The organism is Amycolatopsis sp. lyj-346 (genome assembly GCF_046548975.1).
Taxonomy (GTDB): Bacteria; Actinomycetota; Actinomycetes; order Mycobacteriales; family Pseudonocardiaceae; genus Amycolatopsis.
The window spans coordinates 596,276-615,721 of sequence record NZ_JAJPWT010000003.1 but is presented as its reverse complement, the minus strand read 5'-3'; the positions used below and the strand labels follow the sequence as shown (position 1 = coordinate 615,721).

Below are 19,446 nucleotides of genomic sequence, written 5' to 3'. Positions count from 1 at the left end.
TGGATTTGATGACCGTTACCTACTCTGGAGTGTCATGAGCACGGACGAGCCGGCCGCCACGGCGGGGGAGGACGAATCCTCCCCGACGCCGTCGAAGGACTCCTCGCGGATCCTGGTGCTCGGCGCCGGGGCGCTGGCGCTGGCCGCCCTGATCGCGGCGGCGATCTTCGGCATCCAGTGGTGGGTGGCCGAGAACGACGACAACGCCGGTTTGGCGGCTTCGCGCGAGGCCGTCGTCAAGGCGGGCACCAACGCGCTGAAGGCCTACACCGAGGTCGACTACACCGACCTCGACGGCTTCTTCGCCCGGCAGAAGTCCGTGTCGGACGACAAGATGGCGCAGCAGATCGACCAGTCGGCGCCGACGTTCCGCAAGGCGCTCTCCGACGCCAAGACGAAGGTCACCACGGACGTCCAGGACATCGCCGTCGAGGAGCTGGACGACCACGAAGGCAAGGCCAGCTTCCTCGCCGCCATCGCCACCACCGTCACCCAGGGCGACAAGAGCAGCGCGAAGCCGCTGCGCCTCGAAGTCTCGATGACCCGGGTGGGCGAGGAGTGGAAGCTGTCCGGCATCGACAGCGTCCCGCTCGTCGCGGCCGGCCAGTAGCACAGAAGGAGCCCGTAGTGCCCCCCTCCCGCCGCCAGCCGCCTCGCAGCAGCAGCACTCCGCCGTCGCGCCGGCCGCGCGTGGCCGGTCTGCGCAAGCCCGCGGCGGACGAGTCCGCCGCGGAGCGGACCGGCCAGCTGCCCGCCGTCCCGCCCGCGGGCGCCAAGCCGCGGCCGCGACCGGCCCCGCGTCCGGTGCCCCGGCCGGCCCCCGAGCAGGCCGAGTCCACCAGCGGGCAGCGCGACACCGCGTCGGCGGAGGACACGCAGGTGTTCGCGGCGGTCGGAACCGAGGCCGCTGCCGAAGAGGAACCGCAGGCCGACGCGCTCACCGGTGAGCCACCGGCGGACGAAGAGGTCTCCGAGCGGCCGGCGCCGCGGCGGAAGAAGCGGGACACCGGGATCGCGAAGCCGACCGAGGAATCCGAGGTTCCGGTCACCGACGCGGACGAGCCGGCGAAACCCGCGGGCTCGAAGGTGCCGAAGCCGTACCTGGTGGCGGGCGCGCTGGTGCTCGTCGCGCTGATCCTGGGCGGGCTGGCGTTCTGGTTCAAGTCCGAGGAGGTCAAGGTCTCCTCGGCGACGAGCAACACGGCCCTGCTGGACGTCGCGAAGACCGCCCAGGTCAAGGACGCGGTGTCGAAGGCGGCCGAGGCGCTGTTCTCCTACGACTTCAACAACATCAAGAAGACCGAGGACGCGGCGAACGACCTGCTCGCCAACGACGACGTCAAGAACAAGTACAACTCGCTGATGGGCGAGGTGAAACGGCTGGCGCCGCAGCAGAAGATGATCGTGACGTGCAAGGTGACGCGCGCGGCGGTGATCATGCTCAACGGCGACCTGGCGAAGGTGATGGTCTTCGTCGACCAGACCTCGACCCGCACGGACACGAAGAAGACGACGGCGGGCACGGCCCAGCTCCACCTGAACGCCCAGCTGCAGGGCGACAAGTGGAAGATCACCGACATGGACACCTACAACGCCCCGAAGGTCCCGGCGGCGTCGCAGGCACCTTCGCCGGCGCCGGCTTCCCCGTCACCGACGAAGTAGCGCTTTTCGAACTACCCACGTTGGTAATGGCTCCCACCGGTGGTGTGGGCGAGTCTCGGTACGTGAAGACGACACGGCAGCTCGAGGTGGCCCTGCTCGGTGCGGGGCTCATCGCCCGGCTGCACCTGGAAGCGTGGCTCGGTGCCGGGGCCGCCGTGCGGGTGTACTCCGACGACGGCCGGAGCGTCGAGCTGGCCGAGGAGTTCGGGGCCACGGCCGCCGGGTCGCTGGCCGAGGCGCTCGACGGAGCCGACGCCGTCGACATCTGCACGCCGACCGCGAGCCACCACGGGATCGCCATGACCGCCATCGCCGCCGGCGTCGGTGTCGTGTGCGAGAAGCCACTGGCCGCCAGTGCCGAAGAGGCCGAAGAGATCGTCGCCGCCGCCGAAAAGGCGGGAGTGCGGCTGTACGCCGCCCACGACGTGCGGTTCGCCGCGCCGTACGCGCGGCTGCACGAGCTCGTCGCGAGCGGGAAGCTGGGGGAGGGCGCGATCGGCCGGTTCTCCTTCTCCGCCTACCACCCGCGGCCCTGGACCGGAACCGCCTCCGCGCGGTCGGGTGGCATCCTCACCGACCAGCTGCTGCACGGCGCCGACCTCGCCCACTGGGTGTTCGGGGACGTCGTCCGCGTGCACGCCTGCTACCAGGGCGACATCGCCACCCCGGCGCCCGAAGGGGCCGTCGCCACCGGGACCGCCGTGCTCACCCACGCCAACGGCGCCATCAGCCAGGTCGTGAGCCGGTGGACGGCCACGCCGCGGCCACCGGTGCGGGTGGCCTTCCACGTCTCGGGGACCGGTGGCGCGGTGAGCTACGACTCCGAGTGGCCCCAGGAAGTCCGGGTCGTCGACGGTGGCGCCGAGAACTTCGCGTACGGCGGGCCGTCGGTGTTCACCACCGAGATGCGCGAGTTCGCCACGGCGTTCGCGGGCGGCCCCGAGCCGCGCATCGGGGCGAACGACGCGCTGGCCGCCGTGCGGATCATCCACGCCGCGGCCGAGTCCGCGTGGACCGGGCGGGCCGTCGAACTGCCGGTGAGGGGAGCAGTGTGAAGGTCGCCATCCTGTCGTCCGCGCCCGAGGCCTACGCCGGCGCGCTGCGTGGCCTGCCGGACGTCGAAATCGTCGCCACGGCGAGCTGGGACGCGTTCGAGCCGGTCCGGCTGGCGGCCGAGGCCGGCGCGCGGGTGCTGTGCGAATACCCGCCCGCGGCCAAGGAAGCCGACCTGAAAGCCATGGTCGACGCCGGTGGCGACCGGCTCACCTTCGCGTCCCCGGCCTGCCACGGCGAGGCGTTCGCCGTGGTGCGCAAGGGAATCGCCGGTGGCGGCATCGGAGAGCTCACGACGATCCTCGGCTCGCTGACCACGAGTGCGGACGGCGGGGTCCTGGGTGTCACCGTGCCGTACCTGCTCGACCTGGCCGACGCCGTCCTCGACGGCGCTCCCGCGCAACAGGTGTACGCACAGACCAACACTGTCCTCAGTGGACACGGTGCGGAAAGCGCGGCGATTCTCACGGTCCGGTACCGCGGCGGGAAGGTCGCCTCGTTCGACTGCTCTCGCAGCCGGTCCGCGACGGGCCGTCCGGTCGTCACCTTCATCGGGGACAAGGGCAGCGTGCAGTACGACGCCGGTCCACGGCTGCTCGGCGGCGACCAGGCGGAACCAGGCGGCGAAGACCTGGATGCCCTGCTGCTCAAGGATTTCCTCGGTGGGGGCGAGGTTCGCGGGCCGGACGGTCAGGCCGCCCTGCGGACGTTCCGGATCATCCAGGCGGCCTACGAATCGGCGCACACCGGGCAGCCCGTCGATCTGCCGTCCGGCGGCTGAAACGGCTTTGACCGCGAAGGGGCTTTCTCCTGCACCGCAGGAGGAAGCCTCTTTTCGTGGTGCCCGTAGCGGCCCGGAAAGGCCCTACCAGGGTGAGGGATGTCGCCTTGCGGTGGCTCGCCTAGCCTGAATCGAGAATGAAAAGACTGGTCTGTGCTGGGAGATCCCCGAAATAGGTCGACTGACCGAGATCGTCGAGAGGTGGAGGCCGCGATGAGTGCTACGCAGGTGAAAATCGCGTTGAGCGGTGGGCCGGCCGAACTGGCGCTGTCGCACCGCAGTGTGGACGCCGCCGCGCTGGAGAACACGCTCAAGATCCGCCACGGGGCCGGTTACGAGCATTTCGTGCACGGCGGGGAATTCCAGGCCGTCGACGGCTGCGACATCGCGGTCTTCCGCTGGTCGCACCGCACGAAGATCGCCGAATAAATCTCCCCCGGGAAAGGCTTCCATGACCGACGCAATCTCCTTCGAGGTACCGTGGGCGCGGATCGACAAGTTCGATCCGCCCGCGATATTCGACTCTCTGCGCGAAGAACGTCCGCTCGCGAAGATGGTTTACCCGGATGGACACGTCGGCTGGATCGTTTCCAGCTACGACCTGGTCCGCGAGGTCCTCAGCGACCCGCGGTTCAGCCACAGCTGCGAAATCGGCCACTTCCCGGTGACGCACCAGGGCCAGGTGATCCCGACCCACCCGCTGATCCCCGGCATGTTCATCCACATGGACCCGCCCGAGCACACGCGGTACCGCAAGCTGCTGACGGGCGAGTTCACCGTCCGCCGCACCAGCAGGCTGATCCCGCGCGTCGAGGCCGTGGCCGCCGAGCAGATCGAGGTCATGCGGGCGAAGGGCGCCCCCGCCGACGTGGTGGCGGACTTCGCCAAGCCGCTCGTCCTGCGGATGCTGGGCGAGCTGGTCGGCCTGCCCTACGAAGAACGCGACCGGTACGTGCCCGCGGTGAACCTCCTGCACGACGCGGACGCGGACCCGGCCGAGGCCGCGGCCGCCTACGAGGTGGCCGGGAAGTTCTTCGACGAGGTCATCGAGCGGCGGCGCCGTCAGCCCCAGGACGACCTGATCAGCTCGCTCGTCAACGAGGACCTGACCCAGGAGGAACTGCGCAACATCGTCACCCTGCTGCTGTTCGCGGGGTACGAGACGACGGAGGGCGCGCTGGCCACCGGCGTCTTCGCGCTGCTGCACCACACCGACCAGCTGGCGGCGCTGCGCGCGAAGCCGGAGAAGCTCGACGCCGCGATCGAGGAACTGCTGCGCTACCTGACCGTCAACCAGTACCACACCTACCGCACCGCGCTGGAGGACGTGAAGCTGGAGGGCGAGCTGGTCAAGAAGGGCGACACGGTGACGGTGTCGCTGCCCGCGGCCAACCGCGACCCGGCCAAGTTCGGCTGCCCGGCGAAGCTGGACATCGAACGCGACACCGCCGGCCACGTCGCGTTCGGCTTCGGCATCCACCAGTGCCTCGGCCAGAACCTGGCGCGCATCGAACTCCGCGCCGGCTTCACGGCGCTCCTGCAGGCGTTCCCCGGGCTCCGGCTGGCCATCCCGGCCGACGACGTGCCGTTGCGGCTGAAGGGTTCCGTCTTCTCGGTGAAGAAGCTGCCCGTCTCCTGGTGAGCGGCCTTCCCCCCGAATTGCCCGAAAGGATCTGCGGCACAGTGCGCACCGATCTCATCAAGCCACTTTCCGTCGCACTCCTGGAGAACGCGACCCGCTTCGCCGGCAAGCCGGCCTTCGCCGACGACCACCGGTCGGTCACCTACGGCGACCTCGAGGCGCGGACGCGCCGGCTGGCCGGGCACCTGGCCGGCCTCGGCGTCCGGCACGGGGACCGGGTGGCGATCTGCCTCGGCAACCGCGTGTCCACTGTGGAGAGCTACTTCGCGGTCCTGCGGGCGGGCGCCGTCGCCGTGCCGCTCAACCCCGGGTCGGCGACGGCCGAGCTCGAGCACCCGCTGACCGACAGCGGCGCCACGGTGGTCATCACCGACGCCACCCAAGCGGCCCGGCTCCGGCTCGCCCCGTCCGTCAAGCTGCTGGTGACCGGCGACGACGTCCCAGCGGGCGCCGGCTCGTACGACGAACTCGCCGTCCGCGAACCGGCCGAGCCCGCCGCGGACGACCTCGGCCTCGACGAGCCGGCCTGGATGTTCTACACGTCGGGGACGACGGGCCTGCCCAAGGGCGTGGTGTCGACCCAGCGCAACTGCCTCTGGTCGGTGGCCTCCTGCTACGTGCCGATCCCGGGACTGACCGACCGGGACCGGGTGCTCTGGCCGCTCCCGCTGTTCCACAGCCTTTCGCACATCGCCTGCGTCCTGTCCGCCACCGTGGTCGGCGCGTCCGTCCGGATCATGGACGGCAGTTCCGCCGACGACGTGATGCGGCTGCTCCGCGCGGAGGACTCGACGTTCCTGGCCGGGGTGCCGACCACCTACCACCACCTGGTGCGGGCCGCCCGGCAGCGCGGGTTCTCGGCCCCGAGCCTGCGGATCGGCCTGGCCGGCGGCGCGGTGCTCGGTGCCGGGCTGCGGAGTGAGTTCGAAGAGACCTTCGGCGTCCCGCTGATCGACGCCTACGGCAGCACCGAAACCTGCGGAGCCATCGCCATGAACCCGCCGGACGGCGCCCGGGTCGACGGCTCGTGCGGCCTGCCCGTGCCCGGCGTCGGGGTCCGGGTCGTCGACCCGGACACCGGGCTCGACGTCCCCGCCGGCGAGGAGGGCGAGGTCTGGGTCAGCGGGCCGAACGTCATGCTCGGCTACCACAACAGCCCGGAGGCGACCGCCGCGGCGATGCGGGACGGCTGGTTCCGGACCGGTGACCTGGCCCGGCGCGACGACGCCGGCTACCTGACCATCTGCGGCCGGATCAAGGAACTGATCATCCGGGGCGGCGCGAACATCCACCCGGGCGAGGTCGAGGCGGTGCTGCGCACCGTCGACGGCGTCGCCGACGCGGCGGTCGGCGGCGCCCCGCACGACACGCTCGGCGAGGTGCCGGTCGCCTACGTGATCCCCGGGCCGTCCGGCTTCGACGCGGGCGCGCTGATCGAGGAGTGCCGCGAACGGCTGTCCGCCTACAAGGTGCCGGAGCGGATCCTCGAAGTCACCCACCTCCCGCGGACCGCGTCCGGCAAGATCCGGCGGGGCCTGCTGGCCGACGAGCCCGGAGTGCTGCGGTACGCCGCGGCCGAGCACGAGGAAGCGGCCCGGGGGAGCGAGCCCGACGAGGCCGTCGCTTCGGCGCTGCGGGCGCGGCTGTCCGGTTTGGACGAACGCGCCCAGCACGAGCTGCTGGAAGACCTCGTCCGCGCCCAGGCCGCCGACGTGCTGGGGCAGCCGGTCCCGGCCGGGCGCGCGTTCCGCGACCTCGGCTTCACGTCGCTGGCCATCGTCGAGCTGCGCAACCGGCTGACCGAGCACACCGGCCGGTGGCTGCCCACCAGCGCCGTCTTCGACCACCCCACGCCGTCGGCGCTGGCCGCCCGCGTCCGGGCCGAGCTGCTCGGGATCACGCAGGCCGTCGCCGAGCCGGTGGCGGCCGCCGACCCGGACGAGCCGATCGCGATCGTGGGGATGGCGTGCCGGCTGCCCGGTGGCGTGGCTTCCCCCGAAGACCTGTGGCGGCTGGTGTCCACCGGCGCCGACGCCGTCTCCGGCTTCCCGGAGGACCGCGGCTGGGACCTCGAAAGCCTGATCGACCCGGACCGGGAACGCGCCGGGACGTCGTACACCGGCCAGGGCGGGTTCCTGCACGACGCGGGCCAGTTCGACGCGGGGTTCTTCGGGATCTCGCCGCGTGAGGCCGTCGCGATGGACCCGCAGCAGCGGCTGCTGCTGGAGACCTCCTGGGAGGCCCTCGAAAACGCCGGGGTCGACCCGATCGCGTTGAAGGGCACCGACACCGGCGTGTTCACCGGCCTGATGGGCCAGGGTTACGGATCCGGCGCGGTGTCGCCGGAGCTCGAAGGTTTCGTCACGACCGGGGTTGCGTCGAGCGTGGCTTCGGGCCGGGTGTCGTACGTGCTGGGGCTGGAAGGCCCGGCGGTCACCGTCGACACGGCGTGTTCGTCGTCGCTGGTCGCCATGCACCTCGCCGCGCAGGCGTTGCGGCAGGGCGAGTGTTCGATGGCGCTCGCCGGCGGGGTGACGGTGATGGCGACGCCGGGCTCGTTCGTCGAGTTCTCCCGGCAGCGGGCCCTGGCGCCCGACGGGCGGTGCAAGGCCTTCGCGGCGGCGGCCGACGGGACCGGCTGGTCCGAAGGCGTCGGTGTGGTCGTCCTCGAGCGGCTGTCGGTGGCGCGGGAGCGCGGGCACCGGGTTCTCGCCGTCCTGCGTGGCAGCGCGGTGAACCAGGACGGTGCCTCGAACGGGCTCACCGCACCGAACGGCCTCTCGCAGCAGCGGGTCATCCGCCGCGCGCTGGCCGCGGCCGGGCTCGAACCGTCCGATGTGGACGCCGTCGAGGCGCACGGGACCGGGACGACCCTGGGCGACCCGATCGAGGCGCAAGCACTGCTGGCGACCTATGGCCAAGAGCGAGCACAGCCGCTCTGGCTCGGCTCGCTGAAGTCGAACATCGGGCACGCGCAGGCCGCCGCGGGTGTCGCGGGTGTCATCAAGATGGTCCAGGCGTTGCGGCACGAAGTGCTGCCGACGACGCTGCACGTCGACAAACCGACCGCCGAGGTCGACTGGTCGGCCGGCGCGGTCGAGCTGCTGACGGAATCCCGTGAGTGGCCGCGCAACGGCCGTCCGCGCCGGGCCGGCGTGTCGTCGTTCGGGGTCAGCGGGACCAACGCGCACCTGATCATCGAAGAAGCACCCGCCGAAGAGCCGGTGCACACCCCGGAGGCCCCGGTGGTGCCCCTGGTCGTGTCGGCACGCAGCAAGGAGTCGCTCTCCCGGCAGGCCGAGCGGCTGGCGTCCGTCCTGGCAGGTGACGTCTCGCTGACCGAGGTGGCGGCCGCGCTCGTGTCGCGTCGCGCGGTGCTGGACGAACGCGCGGTCGTCGTGGCCGGTTCGTGCGAGGAAGCCGTGGCCGGGCTGCGGACGCTGAACGCGGCTGGTTCGGCGGCGCCGGGCAAGGTCGTGTGGGTGTTCCCGGGCCAGGGGACGCAGTGGGCCGGGATGGGCCGGGAGCTGCTCGAGGCGTCGCCGGTGTTCGCCGCGCGGATCGCCGAATGCGCGGCCGCGCTGGAGCCGTGGATCGACTGGTCGCTCCTCGACGTCCTGCGGGGCGAGGGCGACCTGGACCGGGTCGATGTGCTGCAGCCCGCGTGCTTCGCGGTGATGGTCGGGCTGGCCGCCGTCTGGGAGTCCGTGGGGGTCCGGCCGGACGCCGTCGTCGGGCACTCGCAGGGTGAAATCGCGGCCGCGTGCGTCTCGGGTGCGTTGTCGCTTGAAGACGCGGCGAAGGTGGTGGCTCTGCGCAGTCGGGCCATCGCGGCGGAACTCTCCGGCCGGGGCGGGATGGCGTCGGTCGCCTTGGGCGAGGACGAGGTGGCCTCGCGGCTGGCGGCCGGGGTCGAGGTGGCCGCCGTCAACGGGCCTACGTCGGTCGTGATCGCCGGGGACGCCAACGCCCTCGACGAGACGCTGGAAGCTCTGTCCCGCGACGGAATCCGCGTGCGACGGGTGGCCGTGGACTACGCCTCGCACACCCGGCACGTCGAAGACGTCCGCGGCACCCTCGCCGAAACGCTCGCCGGGATCACCGCGCAGGCACCGGCGGTGCCGTTCTACTCGACCGTCACCGGCGAGTGGATCCGGGACGCCGGTGTGCTGGACGGCGGGTACTGGTACCGCAACCTGCGCAACCAGGTCCGGTTCGGCGCGGCCGCGGCCGCCCTGATCGAGCAGGGCCACGCTGTGTTCGTCGAGGTCAGCGCGCACCCGGTGACGGTCCAGCCGCTGAGCGAGCTCACCGGCGACACCGTCGTCGTGGGGACACTGCGCCGTGAAGACGGCGGCCTGCGGCGGCTCCTGACCTCGATGGGCGAACTGTTCGTCCGCGGCATCGACGTGGACTGGACGGCGATGGTGCCCGCGTCCGGTTGGGTGGACCTGCCGACGTATGCCTTCGAGCACCGGCACTACTGGCTCGAACCGGCCGAACCGGCAGCGGCCGGCGACCCGTTCCTGGGCACGATCGTCGGCACGCCCGGCTCGGACCGGCTCACGGCCGTGGCCCGGTGGTCGCGCCGGACGCACCACTGGGCGGCGGACGGCCTGGTCCCGAACGCGGCACTGGTCGAGGCGGCCATCCGCCTCGGCGACCTGGCCGCCACCCCCTTCCTCGCCGAACTGACCGTCGACGCGCCGGTGGTGCTTCCGCCACGCGGTGGCCGCGAGGTCCAGTTGCTCGTCGGCGACCCCGACGAGCGGCGGCGCCGTCCGATCGAGGTCTTTTCCCGTGCGGCGGACGAGCCGTGGACGCGGCACGCCCACGGCACCCTTGCTCCTCCCGCCGCCACCGAGGTGACGGGCCCGGTGGCGGCGGGAGACGCCACCGACGTCACCGTGGCCGGCCTGCGGGACGCGGACCGGTACGGGATCCACCCCGCGCTGCTGGACGCCGCCGTCCGCACGGTCGTCGGCGAGGGCCTGCTCCCGTCCGTCTGGACCGGCGTGTCCCTGCTGGCTTCCGGGGCCACGACGGTGACCGTGACGCCGACGGCGACCGGTCTGCGGCTGACCGACCCGGCCGGGCAGCCCGTCCTGACCGTCGAAGCCGTGCGAGGCACGCCGTTCACGCCCGAACAGGGGAGCACCGACTCGCTGTTCCGCGTCGAGTGGACGGAAATCCCGCTGCCCGCTGCGGTCGAAGCCGACGTCGTGACCTGCGAAGTCACGTCGGTCGAAGCGGCACTGACGGCGCTTCAGGACTGGCTGGCCGACCCCGCGGAAACCCGGCTGGCCGTGCTCACCGGGGACTGCACCGAGCCCGGCGCGGCCGCGATCTGGGGCCTGGTGCGCTCGGCGCAGTCGGAGCACCCGGACCGGATCGTCCTGGCCGACCTCGACGACCGCGCCCTGCTGCCCGCCGTGGTGGCCAGCGGCGAACCCCAGGTGCGGGTGCGCGACGACGTCGCGTCGGTGCCGCGCCTGACCCGGTTGTCGCCGACGCAGGACGCTCGGCCGCTCGACACGCACGGCACCGTGCTGATCACCGGCGGCACCGGCACGCTCGGCGCGCTGACCGCGCGGCACCTCGTCACCGCGCACGGCATCCGGCACCTGGTCCTGGTCAGCCGCCGCGGCGAGGCCCCCGAACTCCACGACGAGCTGACCGCGCTGGGCGCCTCCATCACCATCGCCGCCTGCGACGTGGCGGACCGGGCGCAGCTCGAAGCCGTCCTGCGGGCGATCCCGGCCGAGCACCCGCTCACCGCCGTCGTGCACACCGCCGGTGTCCTCGGCGACGGCGTCGTCACCGAGCTGACCCCGGAGCGGCTCGAGACCGTGCGGCGGCCGAAGGTCGACGCCGCCCTGCTCCTGGACGAGCTCACCCGGGACGCCGGCCTCGCCGCGTTCGTGCTGTTCTCCTCGGCGGCGGGCGTGCTGGGCAACCCCGGCCAGGCCGGGTACGCGGCGGCCAACGCCGAGCTGGATGCGTTGGCGTGCAAGCGGAACAGCCTCGGCCTGCCCGCGGTGTCCATCGCCTGGGGCTACTGGGCGACCGTCAGCGGCATGACCGCGCACCTCGGCGCCGCCGACCTGCGCCGCAACGAGCGGATCGGCATGTCCGGCCTCCCCGCCGACGAGGGCATGGCGCTGCTGGACGCGGCCATCGGCACCGGTGGCGCGCTGGTCGCGGCCAAGCTCGACGTCGCGGCGCTGCGGGCGACGGCGAAGTCCGGGGGTCCGGTGCCGCCGCTGCTGCGCGGCCTGGCTCCGCTGCCGCGCCGGACGGCGGCCAAGACCGCGTCGCTGACCGAACGCCTCGCCGGGCTCGGCGAGGCCGAGCAGGCCGCGGCCCTGCTCGACCTGGTGCGGCGGCACGCCGCCGAGGTGCTCGGCCACGCCGGGGCCGGCTCCGTCCATTCCGGACGGACGTTCAAGGACGCCGGCTTCGACTCGCTGACCGCGGTGGAACTGCGGAACCGCCTCGCCGCCGCGACCGGGCTCACCCTGTCCCCGGCGATGATCTTCGACTACCCGAAGCCCCCGGCACTCGCGGAACACCTGCGCGCCAAGCTCTTCGGCGACCGGGCGCCCCGCCCGGCCGAGATCGGCACCGCCGCGGCCGACGAGCCGATCGCGATCGTCGCGATGGCGTGCCGGTTCCCCGGCGGCGTGCACAGCCCGGAGGACCTGTGGCGGCTGGTCGCCGACGGCGTCGACGCGGTCACCGAGTTCCCCGCCGACCGCGGCTGGGACACCGACCGGCTCTACCACGAAGACCCCGACCACGAGGGCACCACCTACGTGCGGCACGGCGCCTTCCTCGACGACGCCGCCGGGTTCGACGCCGCCTTCTTCGGCATCTCGCCGAACGAGGCACTCGCCATGGACCCGCAGCAGCGGCTGCTGCTGGAGACGTCCTGGGAGCTGTTCGAGCGGGCCGCGATCGACCCGACCACCCTGGCCGGGCAGGACATCGGCGTCTTCGCCGGCGTCAACAGCCACGACTACAGCATGCGGATGCACCAGGCCGCCGGCGTCGAGGGCTTCCGGCTCACCGGCGGTTCGGCGAGCCTCCTCTCCGGCCGCGTCGCCTACCACTACGGCGTCGAGGGCCCGGCCATCACGGTCGACACGGCCTGCTCCTCCTCGCTGGTGGCCCTGCACATGGCGGTGCAGGCGCTGCAGCGCGGCGAGTGCTCGATGGCGCTCGCGGGTGGCGTGATGGTGATGGGCACGGTGGAGACCTTCGTCGAGTTCTCGCGGCAGCGCGGGCTGGCGCCCGACGGCCGCTGCAAGGCGTTCGCCGACGGCGCCGATGGCACCGGCTGGTCCGAGGGTGTCGGGCTGCTCCTCGTGGAGCGGTTGTCCGAAGCCCGGCGGAAGGGCCACCAGGTGCTGGCCGTGGTCCGCGGGTCGGCGGTCAACTCCGACGGCGCGTCGAACGGCCTGACCGCCCCGAACGGCCCCTCCCAGCAGCGGGTGATCCGCAAGGCGCTGGCCGCCGCCGGACTGTCCACATCGGACGTCGACGCGGTGGAGGCGCACGGCACCGGAACCACCCTCGGCGACCCGATCGAGGCGGAGGCACTGCTGGCCACGTACGGCCGGGACCGTGCGCCGGACCAGCCCCTGTGGCTCGGCTCGGTGAAGTCGAACCTCGGGCACACCCAGGCGGCCGCGGGCGTCGCCGGCGTGATCAAGATGGTGATGGCCATGCGCCACGGCGTCCTGCCCAAGACGCTGCACGTCGACCGGCCGTCGTCCCACGTGGAATGGTCGGCGGGCGCGGTGGAACTGCTGACCGAGAACCGTGCTTGGGCGAGCAACGGTCACCCGCGCCGGGCGGGCGTGTCCTCGTTCGGCATCGGCGGCACCAACGCGCACGTCGTCCTCGAAGAGGTGCCCGAGCAGGTCGGGACGCCGGAGCCGGAGCCCGCCGGGTTCCTCGTGCCGGTGCTCGTCTCCGCGCGGACCGCGACCGGCCTCCGTGGTCAGGCCGCCCGGCTCGCCGGCTTCCTCGGCGACCGGCCCGATGTCCGGGTCGTCGACGCCGCCCACGCGCTCGCCACCACGCGTGCCCAGCTCGACCACCGGGCCGTTGTCCTGGCCTCCGACCGGGAGCAGCTCCGCGCGGACCTTGCCGCCTTCGGCCCCGGTGTCGTGTCCGGGACGCCGGTCGACGGCAAGCTGGCCGTCCTCTTCACCGGCCAGGGCAGTCAGTGGGCCGGCATGGGCCGCGAGCTCGCCGGGACCTTCCCGGTCTTCCGCGACGCCTTCGAGGCCGCGTGCGACGCCGTGGACGCACACCTGCGTGAGCGCCCGGTGCGCGAGGTCGTTTTCACCGGCAGCGCGCTGCTGGACCAGACGATGTACACCCAGGGCGCGCTGTTCGCCGTGGAGACCGCGTTGTTCCGGCTCTTCGAGTCGTGGGGCGTGCGGCCGGATCTCCTGGCCGGCCACTCCATCGGCGAGATTGCCGCCGCGCACGTGTCCGGGGTGCTGGACCTGGCCGAGGCGGGCGAACTGGTCGCCGCGCGCGGCCGGCTGATGCAGGCCCTGCCCGGCGGCGGTGCGATGGTCGCCGTGCAGGCGACCGAGGACGAGGTCGCGCCGCTGCTCGACGACGCCGTCTGCGTGGCCGCGGTCAACGGCCCGGACTCCGTCGTGCTCTCGGGCGCCGAAGCCGCGGTGCTCGCGGTGGCGGCCGAACTGGCGGGTCGCGGCCGCAAGACGCGGCGGCTGGCGGTCAGCCACGCCTTCCACTCGCCGCTCATGGAGCCGATGCTCGACGACTTCCGCGCGGTCGCGGAGCGCCTGACCTACCGGGCCGGCTCGCTGCCCGTCGTCTCGACGCTGACCGGGGAACCCGCGGCACTCGACACGCCGGGCTACTGGGTCGAGCAGGTGCGCAACGCCGTGCGGTTCGGCGATGCCGTCACCACGCTGAGCGGTCAGGGCGCGACGACGTACCTCGAGCTCGGTCCGGGCGGGGCCCTGGCGGCCATGGCGCTCGGCACGCTCGGCGGCCCGGAGCAGAGCTGCGTCGCCACCCTCCGCAAGAACGGCGCCGAGGTCCCCGACGTCCTCACCGCGCTCGCCGAACTGCACGTCCGCGGCGTGGCCGTGGACTGGACGGCGGTGCTCGACCGGCCGGGCACGGCGGTCGGGACCGTCCTGCCCACCTACGCCTTCCAGCACCAGCGCTTCTGGGTCGACACCGGCGAAACGGTGCCGGTCAGCGTCACCCCGCCCCCCGCGGAGCCGATCGTGGGACGGCCGGCCGAGCCGCCGCACGACTTGCTGGCCCTGGTCCGGGAGAGCGCCGCCGTGGTGCTCGGGCACCGCGAGGCGGACGCGTTCGACCTCGACCGGTCCTTCAAGGACCACGGGTTCGACTCCCTCAGCGCGATCAAGCTGCGCAACCGCCTGCGCGACTTCACCGGCGTGGAGCTGCCCAGCACGCTGATCTTCGACTACCCGAACCCCGCCGTCCTCGCGGAACACCTGCGAGCCGAGCTCCTCGGCGAGCGCCCGGCGGCGCCGGTCCCGGTGGTGCGGGACGTCTCCGACGAGCCGATCGCGATCGTCGGCATGAGCACCCGGCTGCCCGGCGGTGCGGACAGCCCCGAAGAGCTGTGGAAGCTCGTCGCCGAAGGCCGGGACGCGATTTCCGGCTTCCCCGTCGACCGCGGCTGGGACCTGGACGGCCTCTACCACCCGGACCCGGCCCACCCCGGCACGAGCTACACGCGCACGGGCGGTTTCCTGCACGACGCGGCCCAGTTCGACGCCGGGCTCTTCGGGATCTCGCCGCGTGAGGCACTGGCCATGGACCCGCAGCAGCGGCTGCTGCTGGAGACGTCGTGGGAGGCGCTGGAACGCGCGGGTGTCGACCCCCTGTCCGCCCGCGGCAGCGACGTCGGCGTCTTCACCGGGATCGTCCACCACGACTACGTGACGCGGCTGCGCGAAGTGCCCGAAGACGTCCAGGGCTACACGATGACCGGGACGGCTTCGAGCGTGGCGTCGGGCCGGGTGTCCTACACCTTCGGGTTCGAGGGCCCGGCGGTCACGGTGGACACGGCGTGCTCGTCGTCGCTGGTGGCCATCCACCTGGCGGCGCAGGCGCTGCGGCAGGGCGAGTGCTCGATGGCGCTGGCCGGCGGCGCGACCGTGATGGCCAGCCCGGACGCCTTCCTGGAGTTCTCACGCCAGCGCGGCCTGTCCGCCGACGGGCGCTGCAAGGCGTACGCGGAGGGCGCGGATGGCACGGGCTGGGCCGAGGGCGTCGGCGTGGTGGTTCTGGAGCGGCTGTCGGTGGCGCGCGAGCGCGGCCACCGGGTGCTGGCCGTGCTGCGCGGCAGTGCGGTGAACCAGGACGGCGCGTCGAACGGCCTGACCGCGCCGAACGGTCCTTCGCAGCAGCGGGTGATCCGCGGCGCGCTCGCCACGGCCGGGCTGGCACCGTCCGATGTGGACGTCGTCGAGGGCCACGGCACCGGGACCGCGCTGGGTGACCCGATCGAGGTGCAGGCGCTGCTGGCCACCTACGGGCAGGAGCGGGACCAGCCGTTGTACCTGGGGTCGCTGAAGTCGAACATCGGGCACACGCAGGCCGCCGCGGGTGTCGTCGGCGTGATCAAGATGGTCATGGCCATGCGCAACGGCGTCATGCCCGCCACCCTGCACGCCGACGAGCGCACCAGCCAGGTCGACTGGTCCGCGGGCGCGATCGAGGTGCTCACCGAGGCACGGGAGTGGCCGCGCAACGGCCGCCCGCGCCGGGCGGGGGTGTCCTCCTTCGGGGCCAGCGGCACGAACGCGCACCTGATCATCGAAGAAGGTCCCGACGAAGAACCCGTGGCGGAAGCGGCGGCGGCCGTGGTGCCGCTGGTGGTGTCCGCGCGCAGCACCGGGTCACTGGCCGGGCAGGCCGGCCGGCTCGCCACCCTCTTCGAGGGCGATGTCCCGCCGGCCGGGGTGGCCGGGGCCCTGGTGACGGGGCGGGCGACGCTGAACGAGCGTGCGGTCGTCATCGCCGGTTCCGGCGCCGAGGCCCGGGACGGCTTGCGGGCACTGGCCCGCGGCGAGCAGGCACCCGGCGTCGTGACCGGGACCGCGGGCAAGCCGGGCAAGGTCGTGTGGGTGTTCCCCGGCCAGGGCTCGCAGTGGCTGGGCATGGGCCGGGAGCTCCTCGAAGCGTCGCCGGTGTTCGCCGAGCGGATCAAGGAGTGCGCGGCCGCGCTGGAGCCGTGGACCGGCTGGTCGCTGCTCGACGTGCTGCGCGGCGACGCGGACCTCCTCGACCGGGTCGACGTGGTGCAGCCCGCGAGCTTCGCGATGATGGTCGGCCTCGCCGCGGTGTGGTCTTCCTTCGGCGTGGTGCCCGACGCGGTAATGGGCCACTCCCAGGGCGAGATCGCCGCCGCGTGCGTGTCGGGAGCGTTGTCGCTGGACGACGCGGCGAAGGTGGTCGCGTTGCGCAGCCAGGCGATCGCGGCGGAACTGGCCGGCCGCGGCGGCATGGCCTCGGTCGCGCTGAGCGAGGAAGACGCAGCCGCGCGGCTGGCGCCGTGGGCGGACCGCGTGGAGGTCGCGGCCGTCAACAGCCCGTCTTCGGTCGTCATCGCGGGCGACGCGCAGGCCCTCGACGAAGCGTTGGACGCGTTGTCCGGCGAAGGCGTCCGGGTGCGGCGGGTCGCGGTGGACTACGCCTCGCACAGCCGGCACGTCGAGGCCATCGCCGAAACCCTGGAGAAGTCCCTGGACGGGATCAGCGCGCAGGCTCCGGCGATCCCGTTCTATTCCACCGTCCTCGGCGCGTGGATCGAGCAGGCGGTCGTCGACGGCGGCTACTGGTACCGGAACCTGCGGCAGCAGGTGCGGTTCGGCCCGTCGGTGGCGGAGCTGGCCGGGCTGGGGCACACGGTGTTCGTGGAGATCAGTGCCCACCCGGTGCTGGTCCAGCCGCTGAGCGAAATCACCGACGACGCGGTGGTGGCCGGGTCGCTGCGGCGCGACGACGGCGGTCTCCGCCGCCTGCTGGCGTCGGCGGCCGAGCTGTACGTCCGTGGCGTGGCCGTGGACTGGACGGCCGCCGTGCCCGCGTCCGGCCGGGTGGACCTGCCGACCTACGCCTTCGACCGACGGCACTTCTGGCTGCACGAGGCCGAAACCGCCGCAACCGAGGCCGGTGAAGGCGCCGACGCCGAGTTCTGGACCGCCATCGAAAAGTCCGATGTGGACAACCTGGCCGAGCTGCTCGAACTGGCCCCGGACCAGCGCGGCGCGCTGAGCACCGTCGTGCCCGTGCTGGCCGGGTGGCGCGACCGGCGGCGTGAGCGCTCGACCGCGGAGAAACTGCGGTACCAGGTCACCTGGCAACCCCTGGAACGCGAAGCCACCGGGGTACCGGGCGGCCGCTGGCTGGTCGTCGTCCCGGCCGGCACCACCGACGCGCTCCTGGAGGAGCTGACCGGCCAGGGGCTCGACATCGTCCGGCTGGAGGTCGAGGGAGCTTCCCGGGAACAGCTTGCCGGGCGGTTGCGGGGTGTCCTGGCGGAGAACGACGTCACCGGCGTGCTGTCGCTGCTCGCTCTCGACGGCGGGCCCGCGGACGCGACCGAGACCACCGCTTCGACGCTCGCGCTGGTCCAGGCCCTTGGCGACACCAACGCCGCCGCGCCGCTGTGGTGCCTCACCTCCGGCGCGGTGAACATCGGCATCCAGGACGCCGTGACCGCACCGGCCCAGGCGGCCGTGTGGGGCCTCGGCCGCGCCGTCGCGCTGGAGCGCCTCGACCGGTGGGGCGGCCTGGTCGACCTGCCCGCCACGACCGACGCGCGCACGGCCCAGGCCCTGCTCGGTGTCCTGAACGGCGCCGGCGGGGAGGACCAGCTGGCGATCCGGCGGTCGGGCGTCTACCGCAGGCGGCTGGTCCGCAAGCCGGTGCCGGAATCCGCGACGAGCCGGTGGGAACCCCGCGGCACGGTCCTGGTGACCGGCGGCGCCGAAGGGCTCGGCAGGCACGCCTCGGTCTGGCTCGCACAGTCCGGCGCCGAACGGCTCATCGTCACCGGCACCGGCGGCGCCGAAGAACTGCGGGCCGAGCTGGCCGGGTTCGGCACCACGGTCCAGTTCTGCGCCGACACCGACCGGGACGCGATCGCGCGGCTGGTGGCGGACCCGGAGCAGCCGGTCACCGCCGTGGTGCACGCCGCGGACATCGCGCAGACCAGCTCCGTCGACGACACCGGGCCGGCCGACCTCGACGGGGTGTTCACCGCCAAGGTGGCCACCGCGGTGTGGCTGGACCAGCTGTTCGAAGACACCCCGCTCGACGCCTTCGTCGTGTTCTCCTCGATCGCCGGCATCTGGGGCGGTGGCGGGCAGGGCCCGGCCGGTGCGGCGAACGCCGTCCTCGACGCACTGGTCGAGTGGCGCCGGGCCCGCGGCCTGAAGGCGACGTCGATCGCCTGGGGCGCGCTGGACCAGATCGGCATCGGCATGGACGAGGCCGCCCTCGCCCAGCTCCGCCGCCGCGGTGTCATCCCGATGGCCCCGCAGCTCGCGGTCACCGCGATGGTGCAGGCGGTCGCCGGCAACGAGAAGGCCGTGGCGGTGGCCGACATGGACTGGGGTGCCTTCATCCCCGCCTTCACGTCGGTCCGGCCCAGCCCGCTGTTCGCCGACCTGCCCGAGGCGAAGGCGATCCTCCAGGCCACGCAGGACGACGGCGAAGACGGCGACACCGCCTCCTCGCTGGCGGAGTCCCTGCGGGCGGTCCCGGACGCCGAGCAGAACCGCATCCTGCTGAAGCTGGTCCGCGGGCACGCCTCGACGGTCCTCGGCCACAGCGGTGCCGAAGGCATCGGCCCGCGGCAGGCGTTCCAGGAGGTCGGCTTCGACTCACTGGCCGCGGTCAACCTCCGCAACAGCCTGCACGCGGCCACCGGGCTGCGCCTGCCCGCGACGCTGATCTTCGACTACCCCACCCCGGAGGCGCTGGTCGGCTACCTGCGCGTCGAACTCCTCCGGGAGGCCGACGACGGCCTGGAGGGCCGGGAAGACGACCTCCGGCGGGTGCTGGCGTCCGTGCCGTTCGCCCGGTTCAAGGAGGCGGGCGTGCTGGACACCCTGCTCGGCCTCGCGGACACGGACACCGGCACCGGCACCGCCGAAGCGGCTCCGGCCGCGCCGCTCTCGGACGACACAGAACTGATCGACGCACTGGACATCTCCGGTCTCGTGCAACGGGCCCTCGGGCAGACGAGCTGACCGCCGATGGCGAACCA

General features: G+C 73.0%; 7 protein-coding genes. All 7 read left to right on the top strand.

The features are described from left to right. The first annotated feature begins 34 nt into the window (after positions 1 to 34). The 7 genes from ACLJQE_RS14425 to ACLJQE_RS14395 all read left to right on the top strand — a co-directional run bounded on the left by ACLJQE_RS14425 (position 35) and on the right by ACLJQE_RS14395 (position 19,429). Positions 35 to 610 carry a hypothetical protein gene (locus tag ACLJQE_RS14425; protein ID WP_410639679.1) on the top strand — a complete coding sequence of 192 codons (576 nt, stop codon included), beginning with the start codon at positions 35 to 37 and terminating at the stop codon, positions 608 to 610. Positions 611 to 690: 80 nt separating this feature from the next. Next, on the top strand, positions 691 to 1,662 hold the full coding sequence (locus tag ACLJQE_RS14420; protein ID WP_410639803.1) for a hypothetical protein: 972 nt from the start codon (positions 691 to 693) through the stop codon (positions 1,660 to 1,662). A 62-nt stretch (positions 1,663 to 1,724) separates the two neighbouring features. Beyond that, a complete protein-coding gene (locus ACLJQE_RS14415) occupies positions 1,725 to 2,717 on the top strand; it encodes a Gfo/Idh/MocA family protein (RefSeq protein ID WP_410639678.1) in 993 nt (330 codons plus the stop codon). After that, a complete protein-coding gene (locus tag ACLJQE_RS14410; RefSeq protein ID WP_410639676.1) occupies positions 2,714 to 3,496 on the top strand; it encodes a Gfo/Idh/MocA family protein in 783 nt (260 codons plus the stop codon). Before ACLJQE_RS14415 ends, ACLJQE_RS14410 begins: the two co-directional genes overlap by 4 nt. A gap of 213 nt (positions 3,497 to 3,709) precedes the next feature. After that, entirely contained in the window at positions 3,710 to 3,925 is a 216-nt protein-coding gene (locus ACLJQE_RS14405) for a DUF5988 family protein (protein ID WP_410639675.1), read from the top strand. 22 nt (positions 3,926 to 3,947) lie between these two features. After that, positions 3,948 to 5,138 (top strand): cytochrome P450, encoded by a 1,191-nt coding sequence (locus ACLJQE_RS14400; RefSeq protein WP_410639674.1) that lies wholly within the window; start codon positions 3,948 to 3,950, stop codon positions 5,136 to 5,138. A 41-nt stretch (positions 5,139 to 5,179) separates the two neighbouring features. Next, complete coding sequence (locus tag ACLJQE_RS14395) at positions 5,180 to 19,429, top strand: type I polyketide synthase (protein WP_410639673.1); 14,250 nt, start codon at positions 5,180 to 5,182, stop codon at positions 19,427 to 19,429. Positions 19,430 to 19,446: the final 17 nt, after the last annotated feature.

Bases quoted from the DNA above. Each gene is read 5' to 3' on its own strand.
- ACLJQE_RS14425 (WP_410639679.1), top strand. From the start codon at position 35: ATGAGCACGGACGAGCCGGCCGCCACGGCGGGGGAGGACGAATCCTCC.
- ACLJQE_RS14405 (WP_410639675.1), top strand. From the start codon at position 3,710: ATGAGTGCTACGCAGGTGAAAATCGCGTTGAGCGGTGGGCCGGCCGAA.
- ACLJQE_RS14400 (WP_410639674.1), top strand. From the start codon at position 3,948: ATGACCGACGCAATCTCCTTCGAGGTACCGTGGGCGCGGATCGACAAG.